This is a genomic window from Bradyrhizobium sp. BTAi1, from assembly GCF_000015165.1.
GTDB classification, from domain to species: domain Bacteria; phylum Pseudomonadota; class Alphaproteobacteria; order Rhizobiales; family Xanthobacteraceae; genus Bradyrhizobium; species Bradyrhizobium denitrificans.
This window is the reverse complement of the sequence record NC_009485.1, coordinates 6,923,639-6,941,652: the sequence shown is the minus strand read 5'-3', so window position 1 is coordinate 6,941,652 and position 18,014 is coordinate 6,923,639. Positions and strand designations below refer to the sequence as shown.

The window sequence follows — 18,014 nt, the reverse complement described above, 5'->3', positions numbered from 1 at the left end:
GGCAGATCACGCTGCCGACATCCGCGTTGAGGCGAATTGTCGCAAGGTCGATATCTTGACTCTTTGTCCGCTGTTCGAACCGCGTGTCAGCTCTTCTGCGCGTAGAGCAGCGGGACGGCGGAATCCACCATCACCTCGACGAGGCTGGGGCCGTCATGGGCGAGGCCGCGCGCGAGGGCGGCCGGAAGCTCCGCCGAACGGCTGACGCGGACCGCTTCGCAGCCCATGCCCTCGGCGAGCTTGACGAAATCGAGCCCCGGCAATTCAAGCCCGGGGACGTTGCGCACCTGCATGACCTGGCTGAACGAGCGCATCGCGCCGTAACCGGAATTGTTGATCACGACCACAGTCATTGGCAGCCGGCGCTGTGCCGCGGTCCATAGCGCCTGCAGCGAGTACATCGCCGAGCCGTCGCCGATCAGGCAGACAATGCGGTCCTTCGGCCGCCCAAGCGCCATGCCGACCGCCGCCGGCAGGCTGTAGCCGAGGCCGCCGCTCGACATCGTGTAGAACGAATCCGCGCCGGGCATCGGCATGAATTTGTGCATCAGCGGCCGGTGCGAGGGGATCTCCTCGACCAGTGCGGCGCCGGCGGGCAGCGCCTGCCCCAGCGTATGCAGCAGGTAGTCGACCGGGATCGGATCGGATGGCTTGGGGGCCTCGGGCAGCACGCGGGCCTGCGGCGCGGCGCGCTTGGTCTCGGGCAGGAGCTCGAGCAGCAGCAACAGCGCCGGCCGCATCGTCGCGATGATGCTGGTGCTGATCGGCGGCACCGCCGCGCCGTCGGCGTCGTCGGTGATCTGATAGATCGCCGTGGCGCCGTCGAAGATCGCGGCATGGCCCTCGACATGGAAGGTGAAGACCGGCGCGCCGATCACGAGCACGAGGTCATGCGGCTTGAGCGCGTCCGACAATTGCCCGGGCGAGGCGTGCAGGAAGCCCTGGAACAGCGGATGCCGCTCGGGGAACGAGCAGCGCGCCGAGAACGGGCTGACCCAGACGCCGGCTTTCGCCCTCTCGGCGAGCTGCACCATCAGCGTGACGCAGCCGGCGCGGTCGACGCCGGGACCGACGACGAGCGCCGGGTTCCTCGCCGCTGTCAGGGCGGCGACCAGCTCGTCCATTGCGGCGCGGTCAGGGCCGAGTTCGCGGCTGACCTTGCGCGCCGAGACCGGCTGTGCCGGATGCATCCAGTCGTCGATCGGGATCGAGACGAAGGTCGGTCCGCAGGGCGGCTGCATCGCAGTGTAGTAGGCGCGCGCGATCGCGCCCGGCACGTCCTCGGGGCGCGCCGGCTCGACGCTGTATTTGACGTAAGGGCGCGGAAATTCGCTGGCGCGCTCGGCATAGAGGAACGCCTGCAGCGGCAGGATCGCGCGCGCCTGCTGGCCGGCGGTGATCACCAGCGGCGTCTGGTTGCGATGCGCGGTGTAGATGTTGCCGAGCGCATTGCCGACGCCGGCGGCCGAATGCAGATTGACGAAGCCGGCATTGCGCGTCGCCTGCGCATAGCCGTCGGCCATGCCGACGACGGAAGCCTCCTGCAGGCCGAGCACGTAGTCGATGTCATCGGGCCAGTCGCTGAGGAACGGCAGCTCGGTCGAGCCGGGATTGCCGAAGACTTTCTTAATGCCGAAGGCACGCAGCAGCTCGAATGTCGCCTGCTTGACGGTGACGGGCTTGGTCGTTGTTTTTGTTGTCTTGGCCAAAGGCGTTTCCTCACATGCCGTCATTGCGAGGAGCGAAGCGACGAAGCAATCCAGAGTCGTCGCGGAACTCTGGATTGCTTCGCTTCGCTCGCAATGACGATAGACTGTCTCACCACACCGCCGTGCCCTTCATCGTCGGCTGCCGCTCGGCGTTGGCGATCCACAGCTCCAGACCGCCATCCCTGTCGTTGGCGTTGACGGAGAACTCGCTGCCCTCGAACAGCGGCTGCACGCCGCGATAGGCGAACTTGGCCGGCGGCTTGCGCTTCAGCCCGGCGGCGAACTCGACCAGCAGCGCGGCCTGCAGCGGGCCGTGGAAGATCAGCCCCGGATAGCCCTCGACCTTGGTGACGTAGTCGCGGTCATAGTGGATCCGATGGCCGTTGAAGGTCAGCGCCGAGTAGCGGAACAGCAGCACGGGATCGGAGACGTGGCTCTCGCTGTGCTGCGCCACCGGCGGCGGGGGCGCCTTGGGCGACGCAGGCTGCGCGCCGCCCATGTCGCGATAGACGATGTCCTGGCGCTCGCGGATTGCTGTGCCGCGCGGCGTCGAGACGACATGCTCGACGGCCACGAAGCAGAGCTGGCCGGTCGAGCCGCTTTTCAGGCTGACATCCGTGATCGTCGAGACCCGCGTGGCGACGTCGCCGACGCGCAGCGGATCGATGAACTGCACCTCGCCGCCGGCCCACATCCGCCGCGGCAGCGGCACCGGCGGCAGGAAGCCGCCGCGGGTCGGGTGGCCGTCGGGCCCGAGCTGATCATGCGGGAACACCGGCTGGCCCAGGCACCAATGCACTGTGTACGGCGCGATGTCGCCGGTTTGCGGCTCGCCGATATCCTGGAACAGCGTGGCGCGCAGCCCCTTGGTCAGTTGCGCGGTGACGATGTCGGTTGCCTCGGCGCTGCGGCCGACCCATTGCCGGAGGTGATCGAGATCGAGCTCATCCGTCATGATCATCCCTTTCGCTGATGCGGCGAGGCCGCCTCGCCGATCCCTGGCACGGCGCCATAATGCCTGTCGTCGCCGACGACGATCGCCGCGGGCGCCGGATAGGAGACGACGCCGTTCGGCGTATTGACTTCGATCCGGCGCAGATGCGGATGCATTGCGAGGTCCGCCATGCTGTTGACCTCGGCAAAGGCGATGTCGGCAGCGGCGAGCTTGGCCAGCAGCTCGGCCCGCGTCAGCGCTGCGAAGCGCTCCGCCACGATGCCATCCGTCAGCGCGCGGTTGCGCACGCGCGCGACCATGTCGGCGAAGCGCGGATCGTCGGGCAGGCCGGGCTGATCCAGCACCTTGGCGCACAACGTCTTCCACTCGCGCTCGCTCTGGATCGAGATCAGGATGTCCTTGCCGTCCTTCGAGGTGAACACGCCATAGGGCGCGATCGAGGGATGGGCGAGGCCGATACGCTTCGGCGCATTGCCGGCTTCGGCGTTCAGCAGCGGCACTGTCAGCCAGTCGGCCATCACGTCGAACATCGAGATCCGGATGTCGGCGCCTTCGCCGGTGCGCCCGCGCTTGATCAGCGCCTCCAGGATCGCGGCATGCGCCGTCGCGCCGGTGGCGACATCGACGATGGACATGCCGACCCGCGACGGACCGTCCGGGCCGCCGGTGATCGAGGCCAGACCGCTCTCGGCCTGGATCAGGAGATCATAGGCCTTGCGATCGGCATAAGGACCCGAGTCGCCATAGCCGGTGATGGTGCAGCAGATCAGCTTCGGATAGTCCTTGCGCAGCCGCTCGCGGGCAAAGCCCATTCTGTCCATCGAGCCGGGCTTGAGGTTCTGCAGCAGCACGTCGGCGCTTGCGATCAGCCTCTCCAGCTCGGCGCGGCCGTCCGGCTTGGCGAGATCGACGACCAGCGAATCCTTGCCGCGGTTGAGCCAGACGAAGTAGCTGCTCTGCCCCTTCGCCGCGGCGTCATAGCCGCGGGCGAAATCGCCTTCGGGCCGTTCGATCTTGATGACATGAGCGCCGGCATCCGCCAGGCGCGACGAGCAGAACGGCGCGGCCACCGCCTGCTCGACGGCGACGACAGTGATCCCTTCAAGCGGCAGCATCGCAGGACCTCAGTAAGACCTGGGCATGCCGAGCACGTGCTCGGCGACGTAGGACAGGATGAGGTTGGTCGAGATCGGCGCCACCTGATACAGCCGCGTTTCGCGGAACTTGCGCTCGACGTCGTACTCCTCGGCGAAGCCGAAGCCGCCATGGGTCTGGATGCAGGCGTTGGCCGCCTCGAACGACGCGTCCGCCGCGAGCATCTTGGCCATGTTGGCCTCGGCGCCGCAATCCTGCCCAGCCTCGTATTTGCGGGTGGCTTCCTTGACCATCAGCTCGGCCGCGCGCATCGACGCATAGGCCTTGGCGATCGGAAACTGGATGCCTTGATTCTGGCCGATCGGACGGCCGAACACGACGCGCTCCTTGGCGTAGTTGGTCGCCTTGGCGATGAACCATTTCGCATCGCCGACGCATTCGGCGGCGATCAGGATGCGCTCGGCGTTCATGCCGGAGAGGATGTAGCGGAAGCCCTTGCCTTCCTCGCCGATCAAATTCTCCGCCGGCACCCGCATGTCGGTGAAGAACACCTCCGTCGTGGCGTGGTTCATCATCGTCCGGATCGGGCGGATGGTGAGCCCGGCCTTTTTGGCCTCGCGCATGTCGACGATGAAGACGGAGAGTCCGTCGGTGCGCTTCTGCGCCTGGTCCTTCGGCGTGGTGCGCGCGAGCAGGATCATCAGGTCGGAATATTCGGCTCGGCTGGTCCAGATCTTCTGGCCGTTGACGATGTAGCTGTCGCCGTCGCGCTTGGCGAAGGTCTTCAACGACGAGGTGTCGGTGCCCGAGGTCGGCTCGGTGACGCCGAACGCCTGCAGCCGCAATTCGCCGCTCGCGACCTTCGGCAGCCATTTGGCCTTCTGCTCGGCCGAGCCGTGCCGCAGCACGGTGCCCATCGTGTACATCTGGGCGTGGCAGCCGCCGCCATTGCAGCCGGCGCGCTGGATCTCCTCGAGGATCGCGGCCGCAGCCGACAGCTTGAGGCCGGCGCCGCCATATTCCTCGGGAATCAGCACGGAGAGATAGCCGGCCTGCGTCAGCGCATCGACGAACGCCGACGGATAGGCCATCTCGCGATCCAGCTTGCGCCAATACTCGCCGGGGAACTGGGCGCAGAGTTTCGCCACTGCGTCGCGGATGTCTGCGTAGTCGTCGTGCTGATGCTGTTCTGTCATTCCTTGCTCCGTGGGCCGTGATCACACGTCCCGCGGTCTCCCTCTATGTGTTGATGATAGCCTATGACGAAGCGTGCGGTGCTTGGCAAGCTTGGAATGCCAGCGTTGCGGCTGGTCAGCCTTGCCTGCTTCGACACATGAAAGGTGCGTGGCAACCATGGTCTAGCTGACCGGATAGCCGAGATGGCCGCGGAAGCGGTTCTTCAGGAACACGCCATCGCGCGGCGGAAGGGCGCGGTCGACGTGATCGGTGGAAATCACGACGCGCGCAAAATGCGGACCTGCACGGTCGCGCAGCTTCGGCCGGAACGCATCGAGCGCAACCTGATCGGCGATCGTGCTCACGGAGGGAAAGCCCGCGCCCGAGGCGATCAGCTCCAGCCTCGCGCCGAGCCCGGAATGGCTCATCTGCATGCCGGTCTCGCCGAAATGCGCATTGTCGAGCACGATGATCGACAGATTGCTGGGCTTCTTCGCCGCCGCGGTCGCAAGGCCGCCGAGCCCCATCAACTGTTCGCCGTCGCCGGTGATGACGGCCACCGGTCGCGACGGTTGCGCCAGCGCGAGGCCGAGTCCCATCATGGCCGCGCCGCCCATCGCGCCCCAGAGATAGAAGTTCGCCGGATGATCGCCGGCCGCAAACACGTCGTAGGAGGACGAGCCGAGGCCGCTGATCACCAGCAGGTCGCCGCGGTCCTGCAGCAGCGCCTGCACGGCGGCGCGACGGTCGAGCGCTGTGTTCATCACTTGCCCTCCGTCCACTTCTTGGCGCCGATCATGCGCTGGGAGATCAGCACGGCGATGGCCTGATCGCTGTCGAAGGCGAGCCTTGCGGCTGCGGCCGCCATCTCGCCGGCGTCGTCAGGCCGCTCCAGCCGGAACACGGTGACGCCCATGATGTCGAAGGCGGCCGGCGTCGCCTTGCCCATCGCCACCTGCCACGGATTGAACTCGGCCCATTCGCCGCGCATGGTCACGAAAGTGAGGAACGGGAACCGGCAGCTCGAAAGCAGCGACAGCATGTTGACGCAATTGCCGACGCCGCTCGACTGCATCAGGAGCACCGCGCGCTGGCCGCCGAGCCAGGCGCCGGCGGAGAGCGCCACGCCTTCCTCCTCGGTGGTCAGGACAGTGGTGGCGATCGCGGGATCGTCATGCGCCAGGCGAATGAGGCGGGAATGGCCGGCGTCGGGCACGTAGCAGAGCTGCCGGACATCGGCCGCCTTCAGCGCCTCGTAGATGGCGAGCGGCCAGTCGGGACCTGTCGTCGGCGTGTCGGAAGCGGCCATGGCGTCCTGCGGTTCATGCGCACCGATGGTGCAGCGGATGATTTAGCCAGAAATGGCGACCGGGGCCCATTGAATTTGGTTCACCCGGCCATGCCGGATTCTTATAGGGAGTTGGCGGCCTCATGGTTCGAGACGCCGCTGCGCGGCTCCTCACCATGAGGGGCGCCGCCGCCCAACAGGCGGAACTCCAAACCTCATGGTGAGGAGTGCCGCGCGAGAGGCGGGCCAACACAAACAGTCTTGCTCGCGGCGCGTCTCGACCCATGAGGCCGCTGTCCCGGCCTCGCCCTTCGAGACGCCCGCCTCCGGGCGGGCTCATCAGGGTGAGGCTCGGAAGCGCTCACCCCGGGATGCGCACCGGCAGCGACTCATAGCCGCGGACGAAGCTGGAATAGACCCGCTTCGGCTCGCCGACGACCTCGATGCGGTCGAAGCGCTTCAGGATCTCCTGCCAGACGATGCGCAGCTGCAGTTCGGCCAGCCGCATGCCGACGCAGCGGTGGATGCCGAAGCCGAAGGAGAGGTGGATGCGCGGCCGTTTGCGGTCGATGATGAAGGCGTCGGGAGTCTCGATCACCTCCTCGTCGCGGTTGCCCGAGACGTACCACATCACGACGCGGTCGCCCTTCCTGATCTTCTGGCCGCCGAGCTCGGTATCGACCAGCGCTGTGCGCCGCATATGCGCCAGCGGCGTCTGCCAGCGGATCACCTCGGGCACCATGGTGTCGATCAAAGCCGGATTGTCGCGCAGCTTCTGATACTCGGCCGGGTTCTCGTTCAGCGCCAGCACCGAGGCGGTCATGGTGTTACGCGTGGTGTCGTTGCCGCCGACGATGAGCAGGATCAGGTTGCCCATCAGATTGTCCGGCGTCATGTGCCGCGTCGCCTCGCTGTGCGCCATCATCGAGATCAGGTCGCGGCCGGGATTGGCCTGGCGCTCCTTCCACATCCGGCCGAAGGTTTCGGCGCAGTCGGCGAGCTCGCGGCGGCGCTCGTCCTCCGACGACACGATGCCGCTCTTGGGCAGCGCGGTGGACACGTCGGACCAGCGCGTCAGCCTGCGCCGCTGCTCGAACGGGAAGTCGAACAGGGTCGCGAGCATCTGCGTCGTCAATTCGATCGAGACCTTCTCGACCCAGTTGAAGGTCTCGTTGCGCGGCAGCGAATCCAGCACCTTGGCCGAGCGCTGCCGGATCAGCACCGCCATCTCGTCGAGATGATCCGGCGTGAACATCGGCGACACCGTCTTGCGCTGCTCGCCATGGCGGGGCTCGTCCATCGCGATGAAGCTCGGCCATTCATAGCCGGGCGGCACGTCGCGAATCATGATGCCGCCATTGCTGACATCGGAGGAGAAGATCGCATGGTTGGTGTCGACATGCATGATGTCGTGGTAGCGCGTGACGGACCAATACGGCTCGATCGGCGCCTTGGTGCAGTAATGCACCGGCGCTTCCTTGCGCAGCCGCTCGAACCACGGCCAGATCGTGTCGCTTTGGAACAGGCGCGGTGCTCCGGGATGGAAGTCCTCGATCGGCGTCGAATAGGCCTCCAGCCGCGCCTGGCGCAGCAGATCGGCATGGTCGGAACGAAGCGCGGCCTGGGCGGTCATGGGGTGGTCCTTTTCTGGAGAAATGCTCCAAACCCTAACAATGGATCAAGTATGGCCTGCCGTCCGTCATTGCGAGCGACGCGGAAGCAGTCCGGGGCCGGAAACAGGTCTGGATTTCGTCCGCCGTCGCCTGTTGGGCTATGACGGACACGTCGTCACCCTCGGCTCCTCATCATGACGGAGATTGGTGGATCGTCATCGTTTCAAATCGTCGAGTTGACTCTAGGCCGCAATCCTGACCGGCAATGTCTCGTATCCCTTGACGAAGCTGGAATAGACCCGCTTGGGCTCGTCCATCACGTCGATATGATCGAAACGCTTCAGGATCTCTTCCCAGATGATCTTGAGCTGCAGCTCGGCAAGCCGCAGCCCGACGCAGCGGTGGATGCCGAAGCCGAATGACAGATGCTGCCGCGGACGGGCGCGATCGATGATGAAGTCGTAGGGGCGCGCGATGGCGGTCTCGTCGCGGTTGCCCGAGACGTACCACATCACCACCTTGTCGCCCTTTTTGATCTGCTTGCCGCGGAACTCGATGTCTTCGAGCGCCGTGCGGCGCATATGGGCCAGCGGGGTCTGCCAGCGGATCACTTCGGGCACGAAGCTGTCGATGAGGGCCGGGTTGTCCTTCAGCTTGCGGTACTGATCGGGATTCTGGCTGAGCGCATAGATGCTGCCGGACATGGTGTTGCGCGTGGTGTCGTTGCCGCCGACGATCAGCAATACGAGATTGCCGAGGAAATTCTTCGGGTCCATGTTCCGCGTCGCGTCGCTATGCGCCATCATGGACAACAGGTCACTCTTCGGCGGCTGGTTCTGCCGCTCCTGCCAGAGCCGTGCGAAATAGCGCGCGCACTCCATCAGTTCGGCCTGGCGCTCGTCCTCGGTGGCGACCAGCCCGTCCGGTCCGGGGATCGTGGTCGTGATGTCTGACCAGCGCGTCAGCTTGCGGCGATCCTCCCAGGGGAAGTCGAACAGCACCGCCAGCATCTGCGTGGTCAGCTCGATCGACACGCGATCAACCCAGTCGAACACTTCGCCGCGGGGCAGATTGTCCAGGCACTCGGCGGAGCGCTTGCGGATGTTGATCGCGAGCTCGTCGAGATGCGTCGGCGTGAACATCGGCGCCACCGTCTTGCGCTGGGCGGCGTGGCGCGGCGGGTCCATCGCGATAAAGCTCTCGCGGCGCAGCTCCGGATCGATGTCGCGGATGGTGATGCCGCCCAGCGCCGAGGCCGATGAGAACACGGCGTGATTGGTCTCGATCTCCATGATGTCGTCGTAGCGGGTGATCGACCAATACGGACCGAACATCGAGTCCCTGCAGTAATGCACGGGATCTTCGCGGCGCAGCCGGTCGAAATAGGGCCAGTGCGTGTCGCTGCGGAACAGCTCGGGATTGCCGGGATCGAACGCGTCGAGCGGCAGCGACGCGGCGCGGCGACTGGCTTCGTCGATGGCGCGCTCGCCTGTCGCGACAGGCCTGCGGATGTCGGCCGTAATGGTCGTCCCGAGCATGGATGTCTCCTCCTGGCCGGATTCTTGATGTCCGACGATATTGGGCGCGATTACATCCTGCCCGGGCGCGCTGGGCAAGCGGGGAGTTTGACGGAGGCCCCAAGGAGGGATCTTGCGCTGCGGCGCTGCTGTTTCCTGGACGCCGGGCGTGACAAGCGCCACGTCACGGAATATGGCTACGCCGATTTGTTGCAAAGCAGAAGATAAGCAGGAGGCCGCTGTCATGATCGCCAACGCGCAACGCATGTTCAATTTCGACCTCGGCGAGACCGCCGATGCGATCCGCGACACGGTGGCCGGTTTTTCGCAGAACGAAATCGCCCCGCGCGCGGCCGAGATCGACCGCTCCAACCAGTTTCCGCGTGACCTCTGGCCCAAGATCGGCGAACTCGGGCTGCACGGCATCACGGTCGAGGAGGAGTATGGTGGTGCCGGCCTGGGCTATCTCGAGCACTGCATCGCCATGGAGGAGATCTCGCGCGCCTCGGCGTCGGTCGGCCTGTCCTACGGCGCCCACTCCAATCTCTGCGTCAACCAGATCCGCCGCAACGGCAACGAAGCGCAGAAGCGCAAATATCTGCCCAAGCTGATCTCCGGCGAGCATGTCGGCTCGCTGGCGATGTCGGAGCCGCAGGCCGGCTCCGATGTGGTGTCGATGAAGACCCGCGCCGACAAGCGCGGCGACCGCTTCGTGCTCAACGGCAGCAAGATGTGGATCACCAACGGTCCCGTGGCGGAAACGCTGGTGGTCTATGCCAAGACCGATCCGCAAGGTGGACCGCGCGGCATCACCGCCTTCATCATCGAGAAGGGCATGAAGGGGTTCTCCACGGCGCAGAAGCTCGACAAGCTCGGCATGCGCGGCTCGGATACTTGCGAGCTCGTGTTCGAGGACTGCGAAGTGCCGGAGGAGAACGTGCTGGGGCAGGTCGGCCGCGGCGTCAACGTGCTGATGTCAGGGCTTGACTACGAGCGCGCGGTGCTGGCGGCAGGTCCACTCGGCATCATGCAGGCCTGCATGGACGTGGTCCTGCCCTACGTGCATGAGCGCAAGCAGTTCGGCCAGCCGATCGGCACCTTCCAACTGGTCCAGGGCAAGGTCGCCGACATGTATACGACGATGAATGCCGCGCGCGCTTATGTCTATGCGGTTGCCAAGGCCTGTGATCGCGGCGAAACCACGCGCGAGGATGCCGCCGGCGCCATTCTGTTTGCCGCGGAGAAGGCGACGCAGTGCGCGCTGGACGCGATCCAGCTGCTGGGCGGCAACGGCTATATCAACGACTATCCGACTGGTCGGCTGCTGCGGGATGCCAAGCTGTACGAGATCGGCGCCGGCACCAGCGAGATCCGCCGCATGCTGATCGGGCGGGAATTGTTCGACAAGACGTCATAAGCCGCCGCCGTATCGGCGACGCAGGCGGATGCCTGCGCTCGCCCGTCGGCTGGGCTGCAGATATTTATTCGCGTGTCGCCCCGGCCGGTGTTTTTTTCCGGCCGACTTGCGTACAAAATGCGTCACCAACCTCGAACCTCGGATTCGCCGCGGCGACGAATCTCCGAGGTATTTTGCATGTCGTTGCGTGTGTCGGAGTCGTGAGCCGTGAACCAGATGAGTTTCGTTCCGCAGCAGCCTCCGCCGCTTCCGCCGCTCTCTGTCACTTTCTCCGGCGCGCGCAGCGAGTTCTTTCGACTGGTCAGCCGCGGTGCGGCCATCGAACTGATTACGCTCGGGTTCTATCGGTTCTGGCTGGCCACCGACATTCGCCGGCACCTGTGGGTCAACACATCGGTCGACGGCGATTCCGCCGAATATACCGGTCGCGGCAAGGAGCTCCTGATCGGCTTCCTGTTCGCGATGGCCATCCTGGTCCCGATCTACCTTGCCTACTTTCTCGTCACTGTGGAGGCCGAGCGTTACGAGGGCTTCGCCAGCATTCCGCTGCTGATCTCGTTCTACGCGTTCGGCCAGTTCGCGATCTATCGCGCGCGTCGCTACCGCCTGACGCGCACGGTGTGGCGCGGCGTGCGGTTCTGGATGGATGGCTCGGGCTGGGCCTATGCCGGGCGCGCGATGCTGTGGACGCTGCTGGCCGTGCTGACGCTCGGACTGGCGTGGCCGTGGCGGGCGGCTGCGCTCGAACGCTACAAGATGCGGCATTCGCATTACGGCGATCTGCGCGGTGATTTCGAAGGACGCGGCTGGGAGTTCTTCAAGCAAGTTTGGTATCTGTGGCTGATTGCGCCATTCGCGATCCTGCTGTTTCCGCTGTTGCCCTTCGTCTATGCGCAGTTCAAGGCCGTGGAGTGGCGCTGGTGGCTGTCGGGCATCCGGTTCGGCGGCGTGCGCCTGGAATCGAGCCTTCCCGTGAATGCGTTCCACGGCCTCTATTGGAAGGTGATCGGCTGGTTCATCCTGCTGTCGCTCGTCTACGTGATCTATCTGGGCGCCGTGATTGCGCTCGGCACGAGCCTGCTCGGGCTGGGAAAAGACGGTCTGCCGCAGGCCCAGGCGCTGGCCACTCAGATGCTCCTGGTGGTCGCGATGGTGCCTGGCTACATCGCGCTGATCCTGGCGGTCAACGTCGTGATGCGGCTGTATCTGGTGCGCGACATGTGGGCGGTCGCGCTGGACTCGGTTCGGGTGTATGGCATCGAGGCCATGGCCAATGTCGCCGCCAGGGGCGATCTGGCCAGCGCGCTGGGCGAAGGGTTTGCCGATGGGCTCGACGTCGCCGGCTTCTGATCGTGAGCCCACCCCCGCAGATGGTGTTGTCGGCGGCACGTCGGCTGCGCAGGACGCTGCTCCGCCGAGCGGCCCCGCGACCTATTTCGACGGACTGTCGAACCGCCGTCAAACCGTCATCCTCGGCCTTGCCAACCAGCTCGTGTTGCGGAGCCCCGACAATTTCGTGTCGTGGCCTTACGAGGATATCCGCCGGGTCGATGGTCCAACCGGCACGCTGCGCGTCAGTTGCCTGTCGGCGTCACCGCTGGCCCGCCTCGAGATCCGCGACCCGGCGCTGGCGGCGGAGCTGTGCGCGCGCTGCAGCCGCATCGACGAGAACAGGATCACCCGCGGCACCATCGCGCGCATCGTCGGCTGGTCGTTGGCGGCCGCGGCCTCGATCGTCGCGGTCGTTCTGGTGGTGCTGCCTTTTGCAGCCGACCGGCTGACACCCCTGGTGCCGCCGAGGATGGAGCGGCATCTCGGCGAGGCGGCCGTGGTGCAGATCCAGGCGCTGTTCGGCGACAAGCTCTGCAGCGAGGCGGCTGGGCAGGCGGCGTTCGCCAAGCTGGTCACGGCGCTGCGCAGGCCGGCGGGCCTCGACGACGGCATCGCCTCGCAGGTGCTGGATACGCCGATTCCCAATGCGTTCGCGCTGCCGGGCGGACGCATCTTCCTGTTTCGCGGGCTGCTGGACAAATCGAACGACCCGGACGAGGTCGCCGGCGTCCTGGCCCATGAGCTCGGCCATCTCAAACACCGCGACAACCTGCGGCAGCTGATCCACAATGGCGGCAGCTCGTTCCTGATCGGCCTGTTGTTCGGCGACGTCACCGGCGCTGGCGCCGCGATCTTCGCCTCGCGCGCCATGATCGACGCGTCCTATTCGCGCGAGGCGGAGCAGGCCGCCGACAGCTTCGCAATCCAGGTGATGCATAAGCTCGGACGTCCGACGCGACCAATGGGTGAACTGATGGTTCGCATCACCGGCAAGGAGGACGGCACGCTGTCGCTCTGGGCGAGCCATCCCCTCAGTGAGGACCGGCTGGCCCGCATGCGCGCCGAGAACCGCCCGACCAGCGGCCCGCCGCTCTTGAGCGCCGAGGAGTGGCGCGCGTTGAAGGGGATTTGCAGGCCGTCCTGAGTTGGCGCTGCGCTGGAAGAAGCTGTCACTCAGCCTGCCGGATCGCGAGTCCGGACTTCCCCGGGACGACAATGGTGGATCGAGGTGCTGTCCGGCCTCACAACCGATCGCTTCCACCCCAAACTCCTGCGCTCCTCATTCCGGGAGATTGTTGACCTTCTTCACCCAGACGCGGACGTCGGTGAGCACGTCCGGCAGCACCGCCTTGACTTCGGCGAGCGTCATGCCGGCCTTGACGCGCGGATCATAGAGGAGGTTGAGGATGTACTGGTCGTAGACGTCGAAATAGCCCATCGAGACGTTGTCATTGAACATCGTCCAGGGCACGCTCGCGGTGTCGTTGATCGGCCCGAGCGACTGCAACAGCTCCTCATAGGCGCAGTCGAGAAAGACGAAATCGCCGTTGTCGACCGTCAGAATGACGTCGGAATGCTCGATCTCGAAGGCCTCGTTCTTGCGGAAGCCGGAGAGGCATTGCGGGTCGAGTGAACTCTTGATCTCGCGCGCGCGCTCGCTGCCATAAGACTGGCTGATCGTGTGGTAGAGGTCGCGGTCGCGCACCAGCTTGACGCGGACATTGGCGTCGCCGTCGGTCTCGGTCATCGCGATGTCGAGATGGCGCACGCGCGCGGCGATGTCGCCGATCACCCTGGCGAGCTGTGCCTTGCGGTCGGCGCGGCGGCCATCGGCAAACACCCGGACCGGCGTGCTGTACTTCCTGATGCGGTCGACCCGTCCGGCGAGGTGATATTCGGCGCCGAACGCGGTCTTGAAGAAGCCGTCGGTGATCTCGGCGTCGGTGAAGCTCTTCTTCTCGGCACGCTGGCGGGCCGCGATCGCCGGAATCTCCGCCGTCGAGGCCGGCAGCGGCATCGTCGTCACCGCAAGCAGGCTCAGCGCGGCGGCCGCCAGCCGCAGGAACGCCCGCCCGGTGCGGGCGGGTCCGTGGTCGGCATCAGCGGTCCGCCGGCGCGGCATCGGGTGGGTCCAGCTCTCAGTTCTTGACGATCACGGTCGTGCCGACCGCCACGCGATCATAGAGGTCAGCGACGTCCTCGTTGGTCATGCGGAAGCAGCCCGACGACACCGCCTGGCCGATCGTCTCCGGCTCGTTGGAGCCGTGGATGCGGTACAGCGTGGAGCCGAGATACATCGCGCGGGCGCCGAGCGGGTTTTCGATGCCGCCCGCCATGTGACGCGGCAGATCGGGACGGCGGCGCAGCATCTGTGCCGGCGGGGTCCAGGCCGGCCACTCCTTCTTGGCGGTGATGCGATGCACGCCGCTCCAGCGGAACCCATCGCGGCCGACGCCGATGCCGTAGCGCAGCGCCTGGCCGTTCCCCAGCACCAGATAGAGCCGGCGCTCTGACGTGCTCACAACGATGGTGCCGGGCGCATACTGGCCCTGGAACATTACCGTCTCCCGTGGAATCGGGCTGACGCCGCCCTGGAAGAAGTTCGGCCCGCCGCCGAAGACGTCACGCGAATCGAAGAACTCCGCACGCGCCATTGCGGTGCTCGCGAGCGACGCGACCGCAGCAATTCCAAAAGCAATAGACCGCTTCATTTCCATCCCCTGAGATCAATCCAATTGCATCGCAGACAGGCCATAAACGTCCGTGTTTCGCAACCCACGGCGCCGTGAGGCTGGCCGGCGGTGCTGGTCCCGTGGCCCAAATCCCACGGCGATCCCGGTCCTGCCTGCTCCGGCCTGCGACGCCCGGCATCGGCATGGCCGCGATGGCTGCAATGCGGCTGCGCCCTTTGACGCCGCAGGCGAACAATGATTGATCTGCCTCACCTTGCAAGACAACGCGCGGGATCAACGGGAGAACATGATGAACGGTGCGGAAAGCCTGGTGCGGACCCTGGTCGCGGGGGGCGTTGACGTCTGCTTTACCAATCCGGGTACCTCCGAGATGCATTTCGTCGCGGCGCTCGACCGGGTCGAGGGCATGCGCTGTGTGCTCGGCCTGTTCGAGGGCGTGGTCACCGGCGCCGCCGACGGCTATTTCCGTATGAAGGGAACGCCGGCCTCCACCTTGCTCCATCTCGGCCCGGGCTTGGCCAACGGTCTTGCCAATCTGCACAATGCCAAGAAGGCACGTTCCGGCATCGTCAACATCGTTGGCCAGCACGCGACCTACCATATCGGCTTCAATGCGCCGCTGACCTCCGACATCGAGGGCCTGGCGCGGCCGATGTCCGACTGGGTGCGGACGTCGCCAAGCGCCAAGGCGGTGGCCGCGGACGGCGCCGCCGCGATCGCCGCCGCCCGGAGTGCGCCGCCGCAGATCGCGACCCTGATCCTGCCCGCCGACACCGCCTGGAACGAGGCCGACGGTATTGCCGACGTGCCGGCGGAGACGCAGCGTCCGAGCTATTCGGCCGACGCCGTCGAGAAGGCGGCCAAGATCCTGCACGCCCACGGTCCGGAGACGCTGGTGCTGATGACCGCCGGCGCGCTGACCGAGCAGGGTCTCGCCTTCGCCCAGCGCATCGCCGGCAAGACCGGTTGCCGGGTGATGGGGCAGACCTATCATCCGCGGATGGCACGCGGGGCGGGACGGTTCTCGATCGACCGCATTCCCTATGTCATCGAGCAGGCGCTGCCGATCCTGAAAAACTATAAGCACATCGTGCTGGTCGAGGCCAACGATCCCGTCGCCTTCTTCGCCTATCCGAACAAGCCGAGCGTGCTGAAGGCCGAGGGCACCGAGGTGCACCGCATGACCGCCTGGGGCGAGAATTCCGCCGCCGCGCTGGAGGCGCTCGCCGACCATCTCGGCGCCAAGGCCCAGGACGTGAAGCCGCAGCAGCTCGCCGAGCTGATCAAGCCGACCGGGGCGCTCAATCACACGACGATCGCCCAGGCGATCGCCTATGCGATCCCGGAGAATGCGATCATCGTCGATGAATCCATCACCACCGGGCGCGGCTTCTTCCCGCCGACCGCAGCCGCCAAGCCGCATGACTGGCTGCAGAACATGGGCGGCTCGATCGGCTTCTCGACCCCGGTCGCGACCGGCGCCGCGGTCGCCTGTCCGGATCGGAAGGTCATGTGCCTGGTCGGCGATGGCAGTGCGATGTACACGATCCAGTCGCTGTGGACCCAGGCGCGCGAGAACCTCAACGTCGTGACGGTGGTGTTCGCCAACAGGATCTACCAGATCCTGCGCGGCGAGTTCGACGGCGTCGGGGCCGGCCAACCCGGCCAGCGCGCCCAGGACATGCTCAAGATCGACCGACCGACGCTGGACTTCGTCGCCATGGCCAAGGGCATGGGTGTTCCCGGCCGCGCCGTCACCACGGCCGACGAGTTCAATGCGGCGCTGGCCGAGGCGAATGCGGAATTTGGCCCGCGCCTGATCGAAGTGCAGATGTAAGTGTACTCGCCCGCAATCGGCGGCCGCAAATCGGCCGCCGGTTGATGGCAGCGTCATTGCCGCATTTTGATGGTTGGCGACTCAGCCCGATCACGTGTTGATGGGGGCGTCTCCATCGTTTGTTCTGTTTGGGCGGCATGCACAGCGAATTGAACCGGCTGATATCTGCGCTGCAGGAGTTCTACGCGCGCGAGCGCTTTATCCTGGATCGGGATCTCGGCGAACGCACCCTGACGCACCGCCTGGCGGTGCATATCGAGCGCAACTTCCTCGGCTGGGATGTCGACTGTGACTACAATCGCCTCGGCGACCGCGCCATGCTGCTGCCGAGGGGGTCGATCGTCTCGACCGACGACGACCTGGCCAAGTCGATCTACCCAGACGTCGTGGTGCACAAGCGGGGCGTCCCCGACAATCTGCTCGCGGTCGAGGTGCGCAAGGCCGGCAATCATCAGCCACTGGCGCATGACCGTCACAAGCTGATGGCGCTCACCGATCCGCACCTCTGGTTTGCCTATTGGATCGGCGTGCTGCTGATTCTCGACCGCCGCAGCGTGCTGACACCCGAGGTCTATGTCGGCGCGCGGATCGATCCGCCGCTGTCGGCCTGGTTCGCCGGGCGATTGCAGCAGCTCGGACTGACCGCTCTATAGGGCGTGATCCGGGAAAGCGACAACCGGATCTCGGCACGATCGCGCTGCAACGACGAGCTCACGTCATGACGCGCCTGCGCGTGATGATCTGGCCGGATCAGTCGGTGGTGCCGCGGCCGGTGGCGGATCGAACGCGGCCTGGATTGGATGGAAGAGGAGCGAGGGGCGACGCATCTGCCGCGCGGGGCGGCGGGCGCCGGGCGTGCCCAAGAGAGGCACGCCCGCGCTGAGGGGCTACTTCGACATGCCGTCGCCGGACGTCTTCTTGGCCGCCTTCTTCTTCGTCTTGCTCATCTTCATGTCGTCGCCGCCGCTCATGGCGTCGCCACCCTTGGCCGCCTGGCCGGTGGTCGTCATCGGCTTCTCGGTCGACTGGGCAAGAGCAGCCGACGAGACGAATGCGAGCGCGGCGGTGGCGATGATCAGTTTACGCATGCGGAAAACCTCCGTGGGTTGGAAACGCGCGGGACCATAGGCGAATTCGTCCCGCGGCGTTCTGACGCGGGAATCAGGAAAACGTGAGAGTTCCGCCCTGCAAAAGCCGCCTTGCGCCGCCGCCACGGACAGCAGCAGGCGCATTCTGTGACGCCTGCGGTGGACGCAGGGGGCTTATGCACATGAATTCGCGTGATGCCGCCGGCTGTTCGACCCTCGCGGGGCCGTTCGATGGTCAGGGCCGAAGCCGTCGCTCGCGATTTGCGCTGCGCACCGGCCCGCCGGCAAACCGCA

16 protein-coding genes are annotated in these 18,014 nt (G+C 65.9%); 5 read left to right on the top strand and 11 right to left on the bottom strand.

Features of this window, described 5'->3' with window-relative positions; genetic code table 11:
- Window positions 1-86: 86 nt before the first annotated feature.
- The 8 genes from mdlC to BBTA_RS31205 form a co-directional block, all read right to left on the bottom strand.
- Window positions 87-1,709: a benzoylformate decarboxylase gene (gene mdlC, locus BBTA_RS31240; protein WP_012046505.1), complete on the bottom strand. Its 1,623-nt coding sequence runs from the start codon at window positions 1,707-1,709 to the stop codon at window positions 87-89.
- Window positions 1,710-1,818: 109 nt separating this feature from the next.
- Window positions 1,819-2,664, bottom strand: coding sequence for a MaoC family dehydratase N-terminal domain-containing protein (locus tag BBTA_RS31235; protein ID WP_085972736.1), 846 nt, complete (start codon window positions 2,662-2,664; stop codon window positions 1,819-1,821).
- Between the two features lie 2 nt (window positions 2,665-2,666).
- Window positions 2,667-3,779: a CaiB/BaiF CoA-transferase family protein gene (locus BBTA_RS31230; RefSeq protein ID WP_012046503.1), complete on the bottom strand. Its 1,113-nt coding sequence runs from the start codon at window positions 3,777-3,779 to the stop codon at window positions 2,667-2,669.
- A 9-nt stretch (window positions 3,780-3,788) separates the two neighbouring features.
- Window positions 3,789-4,955, bottom strand: a complete 1,167-nt coding sequence (locus BBTA_RS31225) for an acyl-CoA dehydrogenase family protein (RefSeq protein WP_012046502.1) — start codon at window positions 4,953-4,955, stop codon at window positions 3,789-3,791.
- A 162-nt stretch (window positions 4,956-5,117) separates the two neighbouring features.
- Complete coding sequence (locus tag BBTA_RS31220; RefSeq protein WP_012046501.1) at window positions 5,118-5,699, bottom strand: thiamine pyrophosphate-dependent enzyme; 582 nt, start codon at window positions 5,697-5,699, stop codon at window positions 5,118-5,120.
- Complete coding sequence (locus tag BBTA_RS31215; protein WP_012046500.1) at window positions 5,699-6,244, bottom strand: thiamine pyrophosphate-binding protein; 546 nt, start codon at window positions 6,242-6,244, stop codon at window positions 5,699-5,701. Before BBTA_RS31215 ends, BBTA_RS31220 begins: the two co-directional genes overlap by 1 nt.
- 340 nt (window positions 6,245-6,584) lie before the next feature.
- Complete coding sequence (locus BBTA_RS31210) at window positions 6,585-7,856, bottom strand: cytochrome P450 (RefSeq protein WP_012046499.1); 1,272 nt, start codon at window positions 7,854-7,856, stop codon at window positions 6,585-6,587.
- A 222-nt stretch (window positions 7,857-8,078) separates the two neighbouring features.
- A complete protein-coding gene (locus tag BBTA_RS31205) occupies window positions 8,079-9,374 on the bottom strand; it encodes a cytochrome P450 (RefSeq protein ID WP_012046498.1) in 1,296 nt (431 codons plus the stop codon).
- Window positions 9,375-9,597: 223 nt separating this feature from the next.
- On the opposite strand from BBTA_RS31205, the gene BBTA_RS31195 reads away from it, so the two are divergent.
- The 3 genes from BBTA_RS31195 (at window position 9,598) to BBTA_RS31185 (ending at window position 13,246) form a co-directional block, all read left to right on the top strand.
- Window positions 9,598-10,770, top strand: a complete 1,173-nt coding sequence (locus BBTA_RS31195; RefSeq protein ID WP_012046497.1) for an isovaleryl-CoA dehydrogenase — start codon at window positions 9,598-9,600, stop codon at window positions 10,768-10,770.
- A gap of 216 nt (window positions 10,771-10,986) precedes the next feature.
- Window positions 10,987-12,120 carry a DUF898 family protein gene (locus BBTA_RS31190; RefSeq protein WP_012046496.1) on the top strand — a complete coding sequence of 378 codons (1,134 nt, stop codon included), beginning with the start codon at window positions 10,987-10,989 and terminating at the stop codon, window positions 12,118-12,120.
- A complete protein-coding gene (locus BBTA_RS31185; protein ID WP_012046495.1) occupies window positions 12,095-13,246 on the top strand; it encodes a M48 family metallopeptidase in 1,152 nt (383 codons plus the stop codon). The genes BBTA_RS31190 and BBTA_RS31185 overlap by 26 nt, the downstream gene beginning before the upstream one ends.
- Window positions 13,247-13,381: 135 nt before the next feature.
- On the opposite strand, the gene BBTA_RS31180 is transcribed toward BBTA_RS31185, so the two are convergent.
- Window positions 13,382-14,119, bottom strand: coding sequence for a DUF2927 domain-containing protein (locus tag BBTA_RS31180; RefSeq protein ID WP_083780801.1), 738 nt, complete (start codon window positions 14,117-14,119; stop codon window positions 13,382-13,384).
- 121 nt (window positions 14,120-14,240) lie between these two features.
- Window positions 14,241-14,813 (bottom strand): L,D-transpeptidase, encoded by a 573-nt coding sequence (locus BBTA_RS31175; RefSeq protein ID WP_012046493.1) that lies wholly within the window; start codon window positions 14,811-14,813, stop codon window positions 14,241-14,243.
- A 271-nt stretch (window positions 14,814-15,084) separates the two neighbouring features.
- Between BBTA_RS31175 and BBTA_RS31170 the strand changes: the two genes are divergently transcribed.
- Together BBTA_RS31170 and BBTA_RS31165 are read left to right on the top strand one after the other, a co-directional pair.
- Complete coding sequence (locus BBTA_RS31170) at window positions 15,085-16,632, top strand: acetolactate synthase large subunit (RefSeq protein ID WP_041751704.1); 1,548 nt, start codon at window positions 15,085-15,087, stop codon at window positions 16,630-16,632.
- A gap of 137 nt (window positions 16,633-16,769) precedes the next feature.
- A complete protein-coding gene (locus tag BBTA_RS31165) occupies window positions 16,770-17,285 on the top strand; it encodes a hypothetical protein (protein WP_041751703.1) in 516 nt (171 codons plus the stop codon).
- Window positions 17,286-17,519: 234 nt separating this feature from the next.
- Here BBTA_RS31165 and BBTA_RS41465 read toward each other — a convergent pair whose 3' ends face one another.
- On the bottom strand, window positions 17,520-17,864 hold the full coding sequence (locus tag BBTA_RS41465) for a hypothetical protein (RefSeq protein ID WP_244424211.1): 345 nt from the start codon (window positions 17,862-17,864) through the stop codon (window positions 17,520-17,522).
- Between the last annotated feature and the right edge of the window lie 150 nt (window positions 17,865-18,014).

Bases quoted from the DNA above. Each gene is read 5' to 3' on its own strand.
- BBTA_RS31235 (WP_085972736.1), bottom strand. From the start codon at position 2,664: ATGACGGATGAGCTCGATCTCGATCACCTCCGGCAATGGGTCGGCCGC.
- BBTA_RS31230 (WP_012046503.1), bottom strand. From the start codon at position 3,779: ATGCTGCCGCTTGAAGGGATCACTGTCGTCGCCGTCGAGCAGGCGGTG.
- BBTA_RS31225 (WP_012046502.1), bottom strand. From the start codon at position 4,955: ATGACAGAACAGCATCAGCACGACGACTACGCAGACATCCGCGACGCA.
- BBTA_RS31220 (WP_012046501.1), bottom strand. From the start codon at position 5,699: ATGAACACAGCGCTCGACCGTCGCGCCGCCGTGCAGGCGCTGCTGCAG.
- BBTA_RS31215 (WP_012046500.1), bottom strand. From the start codon at position 6,244: ATGGCCGCTTCCGACACGCCGACGACAGGTCCCGACTGGCCGCTCGCC.
- BBTA_RS31210 (WP_012046499.1), bottom strand. From the start codon at position 7,856: ATGACCGCCCAGGCCGCGCTTCGTTCCGACCATGCCGATCTGCTGCGC.
- BBTA_RS31205 (WP_012046498.1), bottom strand. From the start codon at position 9,374: ATGCTCGGGACGACCATTACGGCCGACATCCGCAGGCCTGTCGCGACA.
- BBTA_RS31195 (WP_012046497.1), top strand. From the start codon at position 9,598: ATGATCGCCAACGCGCAACGCATGTTCAATTTCGACCTCGGCGAGACC.
- BBTA_RS31190 (WP_012046496.1), top strand. From the start codon at position 10,987: ATGAGTTTCGTTCCGCAGCAGCCTCCGCCGCTTCCGCCGCTCTCTGTC.
- BBTA_RS31185 (WP_012046495.1), top strand. From the start codon at position 12,095: ATGGGCTCGACGTCGCCGGCTTCTGATCGTGAGCCCACCCCCGCAGAT.
- BBTA_RS31180 (WP_083780801.1), bottom strand. From the start codon at position 14,119: ATGCCGCTGCCGGCCTCGACGGCGGAGATTCCGGCGATCGCGGCCCGC.
- BBTA_RS31175 (WP_012046493.1), bottom strand. From the start codon at position 14,813: ATGAAGCGGTCTATTGCTTTTGGAATTGCTGCGGTCGCGTCGCTCGCG.
- BBTA_RS31170 (WP_041751704.1), top strand. From the start codon at position 15,085: ATGAACGGTGCGGAAAGCCTGGTGCGGACCCTGGTCGCGGGGGGCGTT.
- BBTA_RS31165 (WP_041751703.1), top strand. From the start codon at position 16,770: ATGCACAGCGAATTGAACCGGCTGATATCTGCGCTGCAGGAGTTCTAC.
- BBTA_RS41465 (WP_244424211.1), bottom strand. From the start codon at position 17,864: ATGCGCCTGCTGCTGTCCGTGGCGGCGGCGCAAGGCGGCTTTTGCAGG.